This window comes from Sulfitobacter sp. 1A13421, assembly GCF_043557285.1.
Taxonomy (GTDB): domain Bacteria; phylum Pseudomonadota; class Alphaproteobacteria; order Rhodobacterales; family Rhodobacteraceae; genus Sulfitobacter; species Sulfitobacter faviae.
Genome location: NZ_JBIFFQ010000007.1, coordinates 1 through 16492, shown reverse-complemented (window position 1 = coordinate 16492; position 16492 = coordinate 1). Strand labels below are relative to the sequence as shown.

General features: G+C 61.4%; 19 protein-coding genes and 1 tRNA gene. 12 read left to right on the top strand and 8 right to left on the bottom strand.

The genetic code is table 11. The annotated features are described in order from the left end of the window. The first annotated feature begins 171 nt into the window (after positions 1–171). Positions 172–528: a hypothetical protein gene (locus tag ACGYLI_RS12995; protein WP_394419512.1), complete on the top strand. Its 357-nt coding sequence runs from the start codon at positions 172–174 to the stop codon at positions 526–528. Between the two features lie 11 nt (positions 529–539). Here ACGYLI_RS12995 and rlmH read toward each other — a convergent pair whose 3' ends face one another. From rlmH to ACGYLI_RS12980, 3 genes are all read right to left on the bottom strand, one after another. Beyond that, complete coding sequence (rlmH, locus tag ACGYLI_RS12990; RefSeq protein ID WP_394419511.1) at positions 540–1010, bottom strand: 23S rRNA (pseudouridine(1915)-N(3))-methyltransferase RlmH; 471 nt, start codon at positions 1008–1010, stop codon at positions 540–542. Positions 1011–1032: 22 nt separating this feature from the next. After that, positions 1033–1404, bottom strand: coding sequence for a ribosome silencing factor (rsfS, locus tag ACGYLI_RS12985; protein WP_067268516.1), 372 nt, complete (start codon positions 1402–1404; stop codon positions 1033–1035). Between the two features lie 186 nt (positions 1405–1590). Further along, a complete protein-coding gene (locus ACGYLI_RS12980; RefSeq protein ID WP_394419510.1) occupies positions 1591–2946 on the bottom strand; it encodes a mechanosensitive ion channel family protein in 1356 nt (451 codons plus the stop codon). A 278-nt stretch (positions 2947–3224) separates the two neighbouring features. On the opposite strand from ACGYLI_RS12980, the gene leuC reads away from it, so the two are divergent. Beyond that, positions 3225–4631 carry a 3-isopropylmalate dehydratase large subunit gene (leuC, locus tag ACGYLI_RS12975; RefSeq protein WP_067268511.1) on the top strand — a complete coding sequence of 469 codons (1407 nt, stop codon included), beginning with the start codon at positions 3225–3227 and terminating at the stop codon, positions 4629–4631. A 38-nt stretch (positions 4632–4669) separates the two neighbouring features. Here the strand turns inward: leuC and ACGYLI_RS12970 are convergent, their stop codons facing one another. Further along, positions 4670–4885 (bottom strand): DUF2945 domain-containing protein, encoded by a 216-nt coding sequence (locus ACGYLI_RS12970; RefSeq protein ID WP_067268510.1) that lies wholly within the window; start codon positions 4883–4885, stop codon positions 4670–4672. Positions 4886–4965: 80 nt separating this feature from the next. On the opposite strand from ACGYLI_RS12970, the gene leuD reads away from it, so the two are divergent. From leuD to ACGYLI_RS12945, 5 genes are all read left to right on the top strand, one after another. Continuing rightward, entirely contained in the window at positions 4966–5571 is a 606-nt protein-coding gene (gene leuD / locus ACGYLI_RS12965; RefSeq protein WP_394419509.1) for a 3-isopropylmalate dehydratase small subunit, read from the top strand. A gap of 289 nt (positions 5572–5860) precedes the next feature. Beyond that, complete coding sequence (locus ACGYLI_RS12960; RefSeq protein ID WP_394419508.1) at positions 5861–6679, top strand: hypothetical protein; 819 nt, start codon at positions 5861–5863, stop codon at positions 6677–6679. Beyond that, complete coding sequence (locus tag ACGYLI_RS12955) at positions 6562–7668, top strand: endonuclease/exonuclease/phosphatase family protein (protein WP_394419507.1); 1107 nt, start codon at positions 6562–6564, stop codon at positions 7666–7668. Before ACGYLI_RS12960 ends, ACGYLI_RS12955 begins: the two co-directional genes overlap by 118 nt. Positions 7669–7737: 69 nt before the next feature. Continuing rightward, a complete protein-coding gene (gene leuB / locus ACGYLI_RS12950; RefSeq protein WP_394419506.1) occupies positions 7738–8844 on the top strand; it encodes a 3-isopropylmalate dehydrogenase in 1107 nt (368 codons plus the stop codon). A 190-nt stretch (positions 8845–9034) separates the two neighbouring features. After that, a tRNA-Pro gene (locus tag ACGYLI_RS12945) sits at positions 9035–9111 on the top strand. Between the two features lie 51 nt (positions 9112–9162). On the opposite strand, the gene ACGYLI_RS12940 is transcribed toward ACGYLI_RS12945, so the two are convergent. Together ACGYLI_RS12940 and ACGYLI_RS12935 are read right to left on the bottom strand one after the other, a co-directional pair. Continuing rightward, a complete protein-coding gene (locus tag ACGYLI_RS12940; protein WP_394419505.1) occupies positions 9163–9921 on the bottom strand; it encodes a MauE/DoxX family redox-associated membrane protein in 759 nt (252 codons plus the stop codon). Between the two features lie 128 nt (positions 9922–10049). Then, on the bottom strand, positions 10050–11447 hold the full coding sequence (locus ACGYLI_RS12935; RefSeq protein ID WP_394419504.1) for a sensor histidine kinase: 1398 nt from the start codon (positions 11445–11447) through the stop codon (positions 10050–10052). A gap of 217 nt (positions 11448–11664) precedes the next feature. On the opposite strand from ACGYLI_RS12935, the gene queC reads away from it, so the two are divergent. From queC to ACGYLI_RS12910, 5 genes are all read left to right on the top strand, one after another. Then, the gene (gene queC, locus ACGYLI_RS12930) at positions 11665–12366 is read left to right on the top strand and encodes a 7-cyano-7-deazaguanine synthase QueC (protein ID WP_394419503.1); all 702 of its coding nucleotides are present in this window, start codon (positions 11665–11667) and stop codon (positions 12364–12366) included. Continuing rightward, positions 12366–12719 (top strand): 6-carboxytetrahydropterin synthase QueD, encoded by a 354-nt coding sequence (gene queD, locus ACGYLI_RS12925; protein WP_394419502.1) that lies wholly within the window; start codon positions 12366–12368, stop codon positions 12717–12719. The genes queC and queD overlap by 1 nt, the downstream gene beginning before the upstream one ends. Beyond that, positions 12716–13423 (top strand): 7-carboxy-7-deazaguanine synthase QueE, encoded by a 708-nt coding sequence (gene queE / locus ACGYLI_RS12920; RefSeq protein WP_394419501.1) that lies wholly within the window; start codon positions 12716–12718, stop codon positions 13421–13423. Before queD ends, queE begins: the two co-directional genes overlap by 4 nt. 15 nt (positions 13424–13438) lie before the next feature. Continuing rightward, positions 13439–13903, top strand: coding sequence for a preQ(1) synthase (gene queF / locus ACGYLI_RS12915; protein WP_394419500.1), 465 nt, complete (start codon positions 13439–13441; stop codon positions 13901–13903). Positions 13904–14113: 210 nt separating this feature from the next. Continuing rightward, positions 14114–14779 carry a L,D-transpeptidase gene (locus ACGYLI_RS12910; protein WP_394409554.1) on the top strand — a complete coding sequence of 222 codons (666 nt, stop codon included), beginning with the start codon at positions 14114–14116 and terminating at the stop codon, positions 14777–14779. A gap of 45 nt (positions 14780–14824) precedes the next feature. Here the strand turns inward: ACGYLI_RS12910 and ACGYLI_RS12905 are convergent, their stop codons facing one another. Both ACGYLI_RS12905 and ACGYLI_RS12900 read right to left on the bottom strand, forming a co-directional pair. Continuing rightward, entirely contained in the window at positions 14825–15097 is a 273-nt protein-coding gene (locus tag ACGYLI_RS12905; protein ID WP_394419499.1) for a hypothetical protein, read from the bottom strand. Positions 15098–15442: 345 nt separating this feature from the next. After that, entirely contained in the window at positions 15443–16408 is a 966-nt protein-coding gene (locus ACGYLI_RS12900; protein ID WP_394419498.1) for an ATP-binding protein, read from the bottom strand. Positions 16409–16492: the final 84 nt, after the last annotated feature.

Genomic DNA, 16492 nt, shown 5'->3' with positions numbered 1-16492 from the left:
TGGCCCGCAGCATAGAGCCTATGGCGCGGGTTTGGCCAGTTTGCCGCGCGCCTGGTGCAATTGCACCACTAAATTGCGGCTTCAGGGTGAATTGCACCGGGCCCAACTTCCGCCTACCTTGGAACCTTTCCGAAATGCGCTATATTCAGTTCGTTGTTTTATTGGTGTCTCATGTTCAAACGTAGCCTCATTCTCGCCTTCTTGGCCTTTGCCGCGCCGGGTTTCGCCGATCCGCCCGCCATTTTGAATGTCGCGGTCGATCGACAGGGCGATTTGTGGAAGTTTGACGTCACCATCCGGCACAACGACAGTGGCTGGGACCACTATGCCGACGCTTGGCGCATTCTGGACCCCGATGGCAAACCCTTGGGCACCCGCAATCTGGCACATCCGCATGTGAAAGAGCAGCCCTTCACCCGCTCGCTCTCGGGCGTGCGCATCCCCGACGGGATGACGGAGGTCAGCATTCAAGCGCGCGACAGCGTCAGCGGCTGGTCTTCGGAATTGGTGACGATCCCGCTGCCCTGACCTGCGCCCTTTCAGACCCGGTGGTAAGGCCCGCCCGAGAGGATCGCGGCGGCGCGGTAAAGCTGTTCGGCCAGCATGACCCGCACCAGCATATGCGGCCAGACCATCTTGCCAAAAGAGAGTGCATGATCCGCCTCTGCCCGCAGGCTGGGGTCGATGCCATCGGCGCCGCCGATGACAAAGACCAAATCCCCCCGCCCGGCGTCACGCCAATTGCCAAGCCGTTCGGCGAATGCGGGGGAGGTTTCGACCTTGCCGCGTTCATCCAAGACGCAGATCACCGCCCCTTGAGGGATCGCGCGCCGCAGCAGCACGGCTTCGGCGGCCATGCCGCCGTTCTTCTTGTCTTCCATCTCGACCACGCGCGCGGGGCCAAGGCCCAGACCGCGCCCGGTCCGGTCGAACCGGGTCAGATAATCATCGACAAGGGATTTTTCCGGACCGGCGCGAAGCCGGCCCATGGCACAGATGTGAACCCGCATGACCTAGGCCCGCAAAGCGGGATCAGTGCGGTGCCGCTGTGGCCGCGTCGTCGCCGCCCAGCCACATCTTTTCAAGCTGGTAGAATTCACGCACTTCGGGCCGGAAGACATGCACGACAACGTCGCCTGTGTCGATCAAGACCCAGTCGCCGGTTTCGCGGCCTTCCATCTTGGACGTACGTCCAGTGGCGTCTTTGACGGCCTGCGCCAGCTTTTCCGAGATCGCCGAAACCTGCCGCGTGGAGCGGCCCGAGCAGATCACCATATAGTCGCCGATGGCCGTCTTGCCGCGCAGATCGATCTGCACGATATCTTCGGCCTTGTCGTCATTCAGCGAGGAAAGAATAAGCGCCAGCAGGTCGTCGCTGGTTGCGATTTGCGAGGCGGCAGTCATTGCAGCCCCATGGTCAGCAGCCTGCGCTGCGTCAACGTTAAGAGACAGGACATTGTCCTCCTTCGTAAATAGCACCATCAATGCTGAACGCTTGCCCCGGTGCCGAGCAGCCCCAATTTAGCGACCCGGGGTTTATTTTTCAATGGATCGCGTAGCCATAGCGTTAACCACGGCGCAAATCCCCGCTCACTCAGGCATATCCCGCGATGCCGCGGCGCGCGACAGGGCCAGTTGACTGTCTTCGATGACTTTTACCTCGCGCTGCGGGAAGGGGATAGAGATGCCGTGTTCCTTGAAGGCATCCCAAAGCGCCAGATAGACATTGCCGCGAATGTTGGTCAGCCCGCCGGTCGGATCCTTGATCCAGAAGCGCAGGATGTAATCCACCGACGAATCGCCAAAGCCCACAATATGGCAGACCGGCGCCTTGTAGCTCAGCACCCGGTCGACGCCCTTGGCCGCCTCCACCGCCAGTTTGCGCACCATATGCGGATCGTCGGAATAGGCCGTGCCGAAATAGATATCGAGCCGCACAAAGTCATTGGAGTGGGACCAGTTCACCACCTGCCCGGTGATCAGATCTTCGTTCGGGATCAGGTATTCCTTGCCATCCCGCGTCACAACAGATGCATAGCGCGCGCCGAGCGTTTGGATCCAGCCAAAGGTCTCGCCCAGACTGATCACATCGCCGGGCTTGATCGACTTGTCGAGCAGGATGATCACGCCCGAGACGAGGTTCGACACCACCTTTTGCAGACCGAAACCAAGGCCCACGCCGATTGCGCCCGACAGCACCGCAAGCCCGGTTAGGTCGATCCCGACCGCCCGCACGCCGATGAAGAACGCGAGCCCGTAGAGCAGGATTTGCACCCCCTTCACGGCCAGCACCTGCATGGAAGGGCTGATGTCTTCGTTCTTGCGGATCGTCGCGGCGGTGGTTGTGCTGACCAGCCGCGCCATGGTCAAAAGCGCACCGACAACCACCAGCGCGGTCATAATGGTCAGCACCGAAAGGCGGAATTCGCCCACAGTCAGCGCGACCCCGTCGAGAAACAAGGCCACATCATCGGCGACGTTCAGCATGTAGAGCGTGGCATAGATCCACAGCCCCCATGTCACCATGCGCCGCAAGGGACGGTTGCGCACCAGACGCGCGGCGAAAGCGATACCCACATAGATCGCCGCCAGCGTCGCTGCCAAACCGATGAGATAGGACCGCGACGGCCAAGTCACGTTCTGCATCACCTGATAAAGCAGCCCCGCCAGCAAAGCGAACCAGATCAGTCCCAATCGCCGCTTGACCTGCACCACCACACGCAACTGCCACTTGGACCAGCCTTCGCGGGCGCGGACCCAGTTTTGCAACATCACGCCGGTGACCCGGTGCAACACCCACGCCAGCGCCACCAAGGCCAGCAGGATCAGGATTTGGTTTTGCCGCCAGCCGGGGCTCAAAATGCTTTCCCCAAAGCCGAGCACCCCATCGAACAAAGCCTGAAGCGACAGCAGGAAGTTCGAAAACGGGTGGCTTTCAGGGATCATGGTCGGCCTTTGCAGCTAGGGAGGATCACGGTCGCACAGGCTGTGCGCCGGGGCAAGACGACCCGCAGCCCACCCCCTGCCTCCAAGACGATCACGACACCTTGCGAGACTCGCTCAGGCTCTATATCCCTTGCCCCATGATACTGGTGTTTGATCTTTGCGACCGTGCGCGTCTGCGCGAACGCTTTTTCGGCGCGACGCATAGCGTTCTGGCGCGACTATAAGCCACCCCTCTCAGCCACACCCATAGCCATTCCAAACCACGGGAGAGGACCATCATGTCCCCCAAGACGCTTTACGATAAAATCTGGGACGCCCATGTCGTCCACGAAGCCGATGACGGTACCTGCTTGCTCTATATCGACCGCCATCTGGTGCACGAAGTGACCAGCCCGCAGGCCTTTGAAGGGCTGCGCATGTCGGGCCGCACGGTGCGCGCCCCGGACAAGACCATCGCCGTGCCGGACCACAACGTGCCAACCACCGAGGGCCGCGAAGACCCCGAAGCGATGACCGAGGACAGCCGCATTCAGGTCTCCGCCCTCGACAAGAACGCGCGTGAGTTCGGCGTGCATTACTACCCGGTCTCGGACGTGCGCCAAGGCATCGTGCATATCGTCGGTCCCGAGCAGGGCTGGACCCTGCCCGGCATGACTGTCGTCTGCGGCGACAGCCACACCGCGACCCACGGCGCTTTCGGCGCGCTGGCCCACGGCATCGGCACGTCTGAGGTCGAACATGTCCTTGCCACCCAAACGCTGATCCAGCGCAAGGGCAAGAACATGAAGGTCGAGATCACCGGCAAGCTGCGCCCCGGCGTCACGGCCAAGGACATCACCCTGTCGGTCATCGGCGCCACCGGCACTGCGGGCGGCACCGGCTATGTCATCGAATACTGTGGCGAGGCGATCCGCGACCTGTCGATGGAAGGCCGTATGACCGTCTGCAACATGGCGATTGAGGGCGGCGCACGCGCCGGCCTCATCGCGCCGGACGAGAAGACCTTCGAGTATTGCAAGGGCCGCCCCCACGCTCCGAAAGGCGCACAGTGGGAAGCGGCGATGGACTGGTGGAAAACCCTCTTCTCTGACGAGGACGCCCATTGGGACAAGGTCGTGACGCTGAAAGGCGAAGACATCGCACCGGTCGTCACATGGGGCACCTCGCCCGAAGACGTGCTGCCGATCGACGCGACGGTCCCCTCGCCCGAAGACTTCAAGGGCGGCAAGGTCGACGCGGTGAAACGTGCGCTGGAGTATATGGACCTGAAACCGGGTCAAAAGCTCACCGATATCGAGATCGACACCGTCTTCATCGGCTCCTGCACCAACGGCCGCATCGAAGACCTGCGCGCCGCTGCCGAAGTGCTGAAGGGCAAGAAGATCAAGGACGGTCTGCGCGCCATGGTGGTGCCCGGCTCCGGCCTCGTCCGGGCACAGGCCGAGGAGGAAGGGCTGGCGGATATTTTCCGCGAGGCCGGTTTTGAATGGCGTCTGGCGGGCTGCTCCATGTGTCTGGCGATGAACCCCGACCAGCTCGCCCCCGGCGAACGCTGCGCGGCCACGTCGAACCGCAACTTCGAGGGGCGTCAGGGCTATAAGGGCCGCACGCATCTCGTGTCACCCGGCATGGCCGCCGCCGCCGCACTCACCGGTCACCTGACCGACCTGCGCGAACTGGCGTGAGCGACCGGGGGATGGATACCGGGCGCGTTGCGCAGGGCTCAGTCGGCCTTGCGCAGCTCGCTGCCGGACTTCAGCACTTCGCTGCCGTCGTCCTGTTCGATCTTATAGGCCGGTTCGTCATCGCTCGCCTTGCGGGTCACCTCGCTGCCCTGCAGCTTCAGCGTGATCTTCTGCGTGTATTTCTTGACGATCTTGCCGGTCCCGGTGCCATTGCCCCAGTCCCATTCCACCTTCGTGCCGGTTTGGTACGACATGCCATGCCCTCCTGATACACCATTTGCCTAGAACGCGCCGTCAGGCGGCGCGGTTCCCGCACTCTCCGAAGGATACCCCGATGGAAAAGTTTACAGAAATCACCGGCACCGCGGCTCCCATGCCGCTGGTGAACATCGACACCGACATGATCATCCCCAAGGTCTTTCTCAAGACGATCAAACGCTCTGGCCTTGGCGTGAACCTGTTCGACGAAATGCGCTATGACCGCGAAGGCCACGAAATCCCCGATTTCGTGCTGAACCAACCGCAGTACCGCGACGCGCAGATCCTCGTGGCGGGCGACAACTTTGGCTGTGGCTCGTCGCGCGAACACGCGCCTTGGGCGATCCTCGATTTCGGCATCCGCTGCGTCATCGCGCCCAGCTTCGCCGACATCTTTTACAACAACTGCTTCAAGAACGGCATCCTGCCGATCGCCCTGCCGCAAGAGCAGGTCGACGTGCTGATGAAAGACGCCGAAAAGGGATCGAACGCGCGGATGACCATCGATCTGGAAGGCCAGACCGTGACCACCTCAGATGGTGAGACATTCCCCTTCGAAGTGGACGCCTTTAAAAAGCACTGCCTTCTCAACGGGCTGGACGACATCGGCCTCACGCTCGAAAAAGGTGCCGCGATTGACAGCTACGAGGATTCGCTGGGCGAAAGCCGCCCTTGGGTCTAACGCCCGGCCTGCATGATCAAACTTGTGGGCGCAAACCGCGCGCCCACAAGATGTTGCCGCCTGCCATCAAACCGCCACGGAATTGATGCAAGAAGGCACCACCCCCTCCCTCAAAATACCCCAGTATCCTGCTCTTCTCTCCGCGGAGCCTTGAGGCATGTGCGGAAAGAAGGCAAAAATTGGACCAGAATGAGGCACGCCCCATCAACCGGGGGCATCAAGTTGGAACAAGCACGCGGCATCGTATCGCGGCTGGCCAGTTTGAAAGGGCAGAGCAGTGTTCGGACGAATGACAGGCGCGGCGACGCGTGGCCTATTGGTGGCGCTATTGATTGCCATCCCGGCGCTTCTCTTGCCGGGGGCCGATGCGGAATCCAGCCAGATCACCGTGCTGCTCGCCTGTATCGCGGCGATCCTGACCTTCATGGAATACAACGCCCGCCAGCCCGGCATCGTCGAATTTCGCGACGCGCCGCCTTTCAATCGGCTCCGCTTCATCAGCCTGCTCTTCACGATCCTCGTCCTCTCGCTTATCGCGCGGGGCCAAACGGCCCCGACCCTACTGACCGGCGCGCTCACCGCGCTTGGCACGATACTGGGCAATGCGCTCGATTTCCCCTATTCCCCGGTGCGCCTCGTGGTTCTGATGATGCCCGCTGACGCCCCTCTCGAGGCGGTCAACCTGATCCGCACGGCGGCGGGACTGGCCTATCTGATCTCGCTCATCGCATTGGCGACCTTCGTGGTGCTGGTGCGTGTCATGGGCTGGCCCGCACGCCAAGGCGCTTTTAACGTCTGGGTGAACCTGCCACTTTTCGATCCAACCGCTGGGGGCGATGTGCTCTACCGGCTGCAACGGGACGCGCGGATCAACATCGCGCTTGGCTTCCTTCTGCCCTTCTTCATCCCTGCAGTGGTCAAGGCCACCGCCGATCTGCTAGATCCGATCTCACTGAGCAATCATCAAACCATGATCTGGACAATAAGCGCATGGGCATTCCTTCCGGCCAGTATGATCATGCGCGGCATCGCCATGGGGCGGGTGGCCGAGATGATCCACGACAAACGCCGCCGCGCCTACGCCGAAGCGCATATGCAGGCCGCCTGATCCGCTTTCTGCTGGCGCTGCTCCTGCTGACCGGCACCGCGCAGGCCGAACCGCTGCGCATCGCCACCTTCAACACCGAATTGTCGCGCAAAGGGCCGGGCCTGCTCCTGCGCGATATCCTACGCGGGGACGACCCTGCCGTCGCCTCCGTGATCGAAACCATCACCAGCGCCGATCCCGATATCATCGCGCTACAAGGCATCGACTACGATCTCGAACAGGCCGCCCTCAATGCCCTCGCCGATGCCCTCTCCGCCGCGGGGGCACCCTATCCCCACCGCTTCGCCGCGACGCCCAATGCAGGCCGCCAAAGCGGGGTCGACCTCGACGGTGACGGCAGGCTCGGCACCCCCCGTGACGCCCAAGGCTATGGCCGTTTCTTCGGCCAAGGCGCCATGGCGATCCTCTCACGCCACCCGATCCAAGAGGGCGGGTTCCAAGATTTCAGTACCCTCCTCTGGCGCGACCTCCCAGATACACTCTACCCGATGATCGACGGCGCCCCCTTCGCGGGGGTGGAGGCCCAGGCCACGCAGCGCCTCTCCTCCAACGGCCACTGGTCCCTGCCAATCCTAACCCCGGAGGGCCCCGTCACGCTGCTGACATACCACGCCACCCCGCCGGTCTTCGACGGCCCCGAAGACCGCAATGGCCGCCGCAACCATGACGAAACCATCTTCTGGCTCCACCACCTCGCCGGAAAGATCGGGACGCCCCCGACACCCCCCTTCGTCCTGCTGGGCGACGCCAATCTCGACCCGCAGCGCGGCGACGGGCGCGGCGAAGCGATTGCCGCCCTCCTCTCCCATCCTGCGCTACAAGACCCCCTGCCGCACCGCCCCACGGTCAACTGGCCCCAAACCGGCCCGATGCGCGTCGACTACATCCTGCCCTCCCGGGACTGGGAAATCAGTAACGCTGGCCTCATCTGGCCCAAGGGCGAAAGCGCCAGCCGCCATGCCCTCGTCTGGGTCGACCTCACCCGCTGACGCCCCCTATCTTGACCCTCCGGAACCCGCAGGCTACCCAATCTCCAACCGTATTTTCAGGAGTTTCCCATGGCCAACCCATCCTTGCTCATCCTCCCCGGCGACGGCATCGGCCCCGAGGTCATGGCGCAGGTCACGCGCATCATCGACTGGTTCGGCGAAAAGCGCGATCTGGCCTTCGACGTAGAGCATGATCTGGTCGGCGGCGCAGCCTATGACAAACACGGCACCCCGCTGCATGATGACACGATGGCCCGCGCCCTCGAAGTCGACGCCGTGCTGCTGGGCGCCGTGGGTGGCCCGAAATACGACGACCTCGACTTCGCCGTGAAACCCGAGCGTGGCCTGCTCCGCCTGCGCAAGGAAATGGACCTCTTCTCCAACCTGCGCCCGGCACAATGCTTTGACGCGCTGGCCGATTTCTCCTCGCTGAAAAAAGACGTGGTCGCGGGCCTCGACATCATGATCGTGCGCGAACTCACCTCCGGCGTCTACTTCGGTGAGCCGCGCGGCATCTTCGAGGAAGGCAACGAACGCGTCGGCATCAACACGCAGCGCTACACCGAAAGCGAGATCGAGCGCGTCGCCCGCTCCGCTTTTGAACTCGCCCGCCGCCGCGGCAACAAAGTCTGCTCCATGGAAAAAGCCAACGTCATGGAAAGCGGCATCCTGTGGCGCGAAGTCACCCAACGGGTGCGCGACGCAGAATACCCGGATGTCGAACTCAGCCACATGTATGCCGACAATGGCGCCATGCAGCTCGTGCGCGCGCCCAAGCAGTTCGACGTGATCGTCACCGACAACCTCTTCGGCGACATCCTCAGCGACTGCGCCGCCATGCTGACCGGCAGTCTCGGCATGCTGCCCTCCGCCAGCCTCGGCGCGCCCAACGCCGATGGCCGTCCCAAGGCCCTCTACGAGCCCGTCCACGGCTCCGCCCCCGACATCGCAGGCCAAGGCAAAGCCAACCCAATCGCCTGTATCCTCAGCTTCGCCATGGCGCTGCGCTATTCCTTCGACCAAGGTGAAGAAGCCGCCCGTCTTGAAAAAGCCGTCGAACGCGCGCTGGCCGATGGCGCCCGCACCCCCGACCTGATGGGCCCCGAAGGCGGCACCCCCATCACGACCGAGGAAATGGGCGACGCCATCCTCAATGCCCTCGACGTCAGCCTCTAAAAAAACCAAGGCGGGGTTTCACGCCCCGCCCCCTCCCCTTCATCCTTTCTCAAATACCCTCGGGGGAGCAGCCGCAGGCTGCGGGGGCAGCGCCCCCAATTACCCCCGCTTTCCGCAAACGACACGCAAAATCCCTGCAACTGACCAATTGCCAAAGCCGCCAAGCTGCGCTATTGCGCTGCACATCGGTCGGGCTGTAGCGCAGCCTGGTAGCGCACCTGCTTCGGGAGCAGGGGGTCGGAGGTTCGAATCCTCTCAGCCCGACCAGATACCCCCCACAGCTCCCTAGGCCCAAGAACTCGGATCGCTCTGCTCCACTCAGCCGTAGACCTTGAGCAGCATCCAGACCCCCATGCCCAGCATCATGACGTTCTCAGTAAGCGAGACGAACCCAAGCGGCACATTGCTCGACCCGCCGACGCAGGCGCATTTTAGCTCACGTTTGTCGACATAGACCGCCTTGATGACCGAAACCGCGCCAATTGCGCCGATCACGATCGCCACGGGGGCCGAGAGCCAGGTCAGCGCCCCGGCGGTCATCAGAATACCCGCCAGCGCCTCCCCGAATGGATAGACCTTGCCATAGGGCACCCACCGCTGGGCCAGCAGGTCGTAGTTCAGAAACATCGTCGAAAAGCTCTTAATATCCTGCAACTTTTGAACGGCGAGGAAACACATGGAGATCGAGATGAACCACTCGAAGGCCCGAAGTGTGAAGATGTTGCCGAATGCATACCAAGAGAGTCCCAGTGCCATCAGGAAGGCCACGCCGAAAATGGCGATGACGGGCTGATAGCTGGTGTCCGATTGCTCTTCCTTGGGCTTGTCTAAACCGAAATGCACGCGCAGATCGTCGTAGCCGCCGATCCGCTCCCCGTCGATGAAGGTCTGCGGCGTGGTCTCCACACCCTCTTTCGCCATGAAGGCATCGGTCTCCTCGCGGGTCGTGAGGTGGTGATCTTCGACGTGGTAGCCCTGCCGCTCCAGCAGGTCTTTCGATTTCAGCCCGAAGGGACAGAGGTGTTGCTCCATCACCATCCGGTAGAGTTTCGCGGTCTTGCCCTTTCCTTCGGCCATCCTAGCCTCCTTTTAGCTTTTCGAAAGACGTCTCAAGGGAGGAACAAGTTTCCAGCGCAGGAGAGTTCCTCAAAGGGGCGATTTAGGTCAACCGGCAACCCGGCGCAGCACCACCGGCGCGATGCCGCTCAGGCCAGTTTTCCCAGATGCGCGGCAGGGATCGTGACTGTCCAAGTCAGGGCGTTTTCGCTGGTCACCGTTTCCGCCGCGCCATTAACCATCGCGGGGGCCAATACAGACAGAACCTTGCTCCCGAAACCGGTGGCCTTTTTGGCAGAGGGGTCAAAGGTGATGCCGGTCTCGATCCACTGGAAACGCAGCCCCCCCTTCTCGGTATGGGACCAGTGGCATTGGATATCGCCGCAGCCGTCGCTCATCACCCCGTATTTCGTGGAATTCGTCGCCAGCTCATGCAGCGCCATGCCGATCAGTTGCAACGCCTGCGGCCCCAAAGCGACAGAGGGGCCATCCACATCCACCGCCTTGGCCTGCAAATGCAAAAACGGGTCCAACTGTGCGCGCACCAACTCGGCCAGATCCACCGAAGACCAGCCGCCATCGACCAGCAAATCGGTGGAGCGGGCCAGCGCCTGAATACGGGCCCCGAAGGACTTGTTGAACTCCGCGAGAGAGGCCGCCGAACTCGCCGTCTGCCGCTGCATCGCTGTGACCAGAGAGAGCATGTTCTTGGCCCGGTGGATGACCTCACGCGAGACGAGATCGCGCACCTCTTCGGCCTTGCGCGTCGCAGTCACATCATGGTGGATGTTCGAGATCGAGACGATATCCCCCGAAAGTGTCCGAATGGGCGTGCAGGCGATGGTGACATGGCGCTCGGTGCCGTCCTTGGCCACGCGCACCGCATTGAATTGGCGCAGCTTGCCGGCCATGATCTGATCGCGATACTCAAGCACCCGCGTCGGCCAATCCGGCGGATACAAAAGCTCGACCGACTGGCCCAAAGCCTCCTCTTCCGTATAGCCGTAGAGCCGCTCAGCTGCCGGATTCCAACTGATGATGCGGCCTTCCATGTCATAGGTCAGGATCGCTTCGGCCGTGGTGGCCACGAGGGCAGCAAAGGTTTCCGCCTGCACATGGGCCCGTTCGATATCGTCATGCGCCATACGGCGTGTCGTGACATTGCGGTGCTGCAACAGAAGGCAGGGCGCGCCTTGGATCGTCAAGCGGTTGGCGTTGAGTTGAAACCAGCGCCGCACCCCCGGCCCATCGCAGGGGTATTCCCCCTCAAAGGAAGTCCCGGTTTTCAGCGCTTGGCGCAGCCCCTCCAGAACCGTTTCCGCCTGCACCACGGCACCCATGGCCGCCGCTTCGCAGATGTCAAAGTAATTGGCACCGACGTAATGCGTTCCGGTATCGCCGCCGTTCTCTTCGCAAAACAGTTTCCACGCCATATTGACCGCGACAATCTTGCCGGTGGCGTCAAGAATGACCACCTCATCGGTCATCGCCTCGATCAATTCATAATGGCTGGCGTCGAGCGTGACGCTTTGGGTGCTTTTCAACATAGCCCCACCATAGCGCGAATTCGGCATTGTCTAAAGTTAACTTAGGTTTAATCGTTAAGGCCAAAGTCCTTATTTTATCGGCTTTTGGCGGAAACCCTCCTGCCTCAGCGGCGGCTGCCCGCCCGCCAACGCGTCAGGCTTGCAATCCGCGCAAATTCTGAAATAAGCCCCGCCATCCGGTCGCAGCCTACCCGGACATCAAAACAAGGGCCCCAAAATGAAAACACTTGTCATCTGCTCAGGCGGACTCGATTCCGTGTCGCTTGCGCATATCACCGCCGAGGTGCACCACCTCACCCGGCTCGTCTCCTTCGACTATGGCCAGCGTCACCGCAAAGAGGTCGATTTCGCCCGGGCGGCGGCCGAACGATTGGGCGTGCCGTTTCACCTGATCGACATGCGCGGGATCGGTGCGGCGCTATCGGGCTCCGCCCTGACCGATGATATCGACGTGCCCGATGGGCATTACGCCGAAGACACGATGAAGATCACAGTCGTGCCGAACCGCAATGCGATCATGCTGTCGATCGGCTTTGGCATTGCCGCCGCGCAGGGGGACGAGGCCGTGGCCACTGCCGTGCATGGCGGCGATCATTTCATCTATCCCGACTGCCGCCCCGGTTTCACCCGCGCCTTCGATGCGATGCAGCAGGCCGCGCTCGACGGCTATGCCAATGTGCGGCTGCACACGCCCTTCGTTGAGCACAGCAAGGCCGAGATCGTCCGCCAAGGCGCGCAGCACGGCACGCCCTTCGCTGAGACGTGGTCTTGCTACAAGGGCGGCGCGGTCCATTGCGGGCGCTGCGGCACCTGTGTCGAGCGGCGCGAAGCCTTTCACCTGGCCGAGGTCAGCGACCCGACGGTCTATGCCGATCCCGACTATTGGACCGAGGCCCTTGCCGCACGGGGGAAAGGCTGATGTTCCGTATTCGCAAGGAATTCCACTTTTCCGCCAGCCACCAGTTGACCCACCTGCCCGACGATCACCAATGCGCGCGGCTGCATGGGCACAACTATATCGTCGTGGTCGAAATGGCCGCCGAGACGCTCAATGCCGACGGTTTCGTGCGCGATTATCACGAACTGAAGCCGCTCAAGACCTATATCGACGATCACTTCGACCACCGGCATCTGAACGATGTGCTGGACGGCCCCTCCACAGCCGAGAACATGGCGAAACATTTCCACGACTGGTGCGCCGCCCGCTGGCCCGAGACCTCTGCCGTGCTGGTCAGCGAGACCCCGAAAACATGGGCGGAATACCGGCCATGACCCTGCGCATCGCCGAGATTTTCGGCCCCACCATTCAGGGCGAAGGAGCGCTGATCGGGGAGCCGACAGTATTCATTCGCGCGGGCGGCTGTGACTATCGGTGCAGCTGGTGCGACAGCCTGCATGCCGTCGACAGCCAGTACCGCCATAGCTGGACCCCCATGTCGACCGAGGACATCTGGCGCCAGATCCGCAAGCTTTCCAAGGACCAGCCGCTGACCGTCTCCCTCTCGGGCGGCAATCCGGCGATACAGGATTTCGGCCCCCTGATCCGCATGGGCAAAGCCGCGGGCTATCGTTTCGCCTGCGAGACCCAAGGCTCCATCGCGCGGCCATGGTTTGCCGATCTCGATACGCTCGTGCTCTCCCCCAAACCGCCATCAAGCGGTGAGCGCGTCGATTGGGACGCATTCGACGCCTGCCGGACCCTCGGCGCACAGGCGCGGCAGCAGGTGATGAAGATCGTGATCTTTGACGAGATCGACTACCATTGGGCGCGCGAAGTGCATGCCCATCACCTCGATATCCCGCTCTACCTTCAACCCGGCAACCCCGAGGTCGACCCCGCCACACCGGTGGACCCGCAGGCGCTGGCCGACCGTTTGGGCTGGCTAACCGAGCTTGCCATGACCGATCACTGGTTCGCCCCCCGTATCCTGCCGCAGCTTCATGTCCTGATCTGGGGCAACAAGCGCGGCGTCTGACCGATGGAGACACCCATGTCCGACGACATCTACAGCAATCTCAAACAACTCGGCGGTGAGACCCGCATTCCCGCCAGCCCCGAAGAAGCCGAACTGGAGCGGGTGCCGAACCCACAGGCCGATGTGGCCTATAACGTGCGCTTCACCGCGCCGGAGTTCACCTCGCTCTGCCCGATGACCGGCCAGCCCGACTTTGCCCATCTGGTAATCGACTATGTGCCCGGCCCGTGGCTGGTGGAATCGAAATCGCTCAAGCTGTTTCTGACCTCCTTCCGCAATCACGGCGCGTTTCATGAAGATTGCACCGTCTCCATCGCCCGGCGGCTGGCCGAGTTCCTTGATCCGCAATGGCTGCGCATCGGCGGCTATTGGTATCCGCGCGGCGGCATTCCCATCGATGTGTTCTGGCAGACCGGCCCCCTGCCCGAGGGCGTCTGGATCCCCGATCAAGGGGTCCCGCCTTACCGGGGCCGCGGCTGACCAAGCCCTTCCTACCTCCTACCCCGCAGCATTCGGGGCACGCGCCCACCCGCCCGCGCCCCGTTTTTTCGGTGAAAACCGTGTGTTTTAGATCACAATATCTTCAGCAACCGCCTTCTTCCTTGAACCTCCAGCGGAGAAAGGCCGTTAGTCTTTCATACACGCATACGACCCTGCCCTGCGCAGAGAGGTCAACCACGGAGCGACCACATGCTGACAAGACGTCATTTCATTCAAACCACCACGGCGCTTTTTTCCAGCGCGATTGCCACCCCCTTGATGGCGCGCACCCGCCCGAGCGCGGCAGAAAAGGCCGCTTGGGACGCACAAGTCACCCCAGCAGGCTTTGACCCGGCGACGAGCAACCCTTGGGGCGTCCACCCGCGCTTCTTGCCGCAGCGGGTCGTGGCGAATGACAACCTGCGCGTCGGTGACATCCACGTCGATGCGGTGGCACGCTATATCTATCATATCGAAGAGGGCGGCACCGCGATGCGCTATGGCGTGGCGATTGCCCGTGGCAATCTTTATGAGCCGGGCACCTATACGATCAAGCGCAAGGTGCAATGGCCACATTGGACGCCCACCCAAAACATGATCAAGCGCGATCCCGAGCTTTACGCGGGCCTTGAAGACGGCGTGCCGCCCGGCCCGGAAAACCCCCTCGGCTCGCGGGCGCTTTACCTCTTTGAAGGGAACCGCGACACCTATCTGCGCATCCACGGCACCCCGCAGCCACAAAGCATTGGGGGCCGGGCAAGCTCAGGCTGTGTGCGGATGATCATGGCGCATATCAACCAGCTCTACCCGAATGTGCAGACCGGTTCGACTGCCTATCTCTATTCGGCGGAAGAAAGCGTTGTTGCCAGCAGCTAAGCTGGAACGAAAAACGGGGGCCGCTTGGCGGCCCCCGTTTTTATGTCAGGCTTGGCGTTTGGTGCAGATCGGATTGCCACCCACCGCCCGCAGCGGCACCAGCGTCGTCTCGACCGGACCGTTGTGCTGATACCAATAGCAGCCATCCTCCGGCAGCAAACGCGCCGTCGACAGATCTTGGTTCGGCGCGGCAAGGCTCACCACCGCCTCCGGCAGATTGCCCACACGGGCCGAACCGCCCTGCGGCCCACTCGCCGGTACCGTACACCCGGCAACGGCCAGCGAGGCCGCCCCGATCACAAAAGTTCCTGTTTTCATCAAAGCCTCTGCCATTCCTGATTATATCTGGGGCAATCTGACAGACAGGATGGGGATTTCAAGGCACAAGGGGGTGAGGATGGTCGGCAGCGCCCTACTGCCAACGAAAGCGAATGTATGCGCAAAGTGAAAAAACTCCAGAAGGACTGGTGCCGTATGTTACTGACATATCAATAACTTACGCCTTCATGAAAACGAATCGAAAAGACGTAGTCTGCGCAAGAAACCAATAGTCTGCGCAAATTTTTTTAGATTTTTTTGATCGTTGCCGGGCTGTCCTATCGCACGACAAAGCCCGCCTCAGAGAGGCGGGCTTTGAAGCCTTAATCATCAGGTCAAACGAAGCTAGTTGGCCAGGGCCTTCTTAAAGGGATGATCTTTCCGGTACAGCGCCTTGTAATCACTGTGGGTGAACGGAGTTGCCACCCTTGAGGCCTCGGTTTTTCCTACCCACCAATCCGTAAAATGATCCCGCATCAGAGTGTTCGCTACGGTGACTGCCGCTTCCGCGACCGCACCCTCTGTGACCTCTATTAAAAGCCCCCATCGATAAGCAGAAGCTGCGACCAAGCGGTCGAAAAAGTCCTGCGACATCAGGTCAGGGTCAACGTTCATTTCCGCCCTAAGTGCGTAGCTGCCCACGATTTCATGAATGGTCCGGTAGTCGGCCGGGATATTGATATCGTCGAAACGAATGCGGTGAAGCATCCGATGGAGCTGAGGCTCCATCTCGATGTAGTCGTTCAGGTCAGGAACACCTGAAAAGATCAGCATCAAGGGCCAGTCATGAGATTTCATCAAAGTCTTGAAGGAGTCGAGAACCGCGAACCGGTCTGCATCACTCTTCTCGCGAAAGATATGTTGTGCTTCATCAAAATGAATGCCGATGACACCGGCGAGCTTGGCTTCCCGAACGACAATATCCCAGATTTCACTCTGAGTCAGCCTTGCCTTAGAGCTCACAGGATAGCCAATGGCCGTGGCGGTTGCCTTGCCGAGATCTTTCCAGCTTCCAAGTCCCCTCAGAATACACTCTGCGAACCGCGCGGGCGATCCATCGGGAAGCGCGATCTTGTCTGAGTTGAACTGACGGATCAGCGCACCGATTTCAGTGGTCTTACCAGTACCGGATGGTCCGGTCACCATAAGCCCTTCAGTTTCGAAACGCCCACCACCGATCAGGTGTCCCAAATGGGCGCTGAATACCCGTGCGAAGTCAGACTTCAGCTTGGCGGCCCGTACCAAGGGGTAGATCCTGCCAGCCGTATTGGCGGCTGCGTCGCGATACGCCTCAATGATGAATTCGCTCATACCTTACTGTGAACAAGCATGCAATTTTGACCCCGTAGAGGGGTGATCGGCGTCCAAAAATGACCCCCTTACACTGATGTGGAT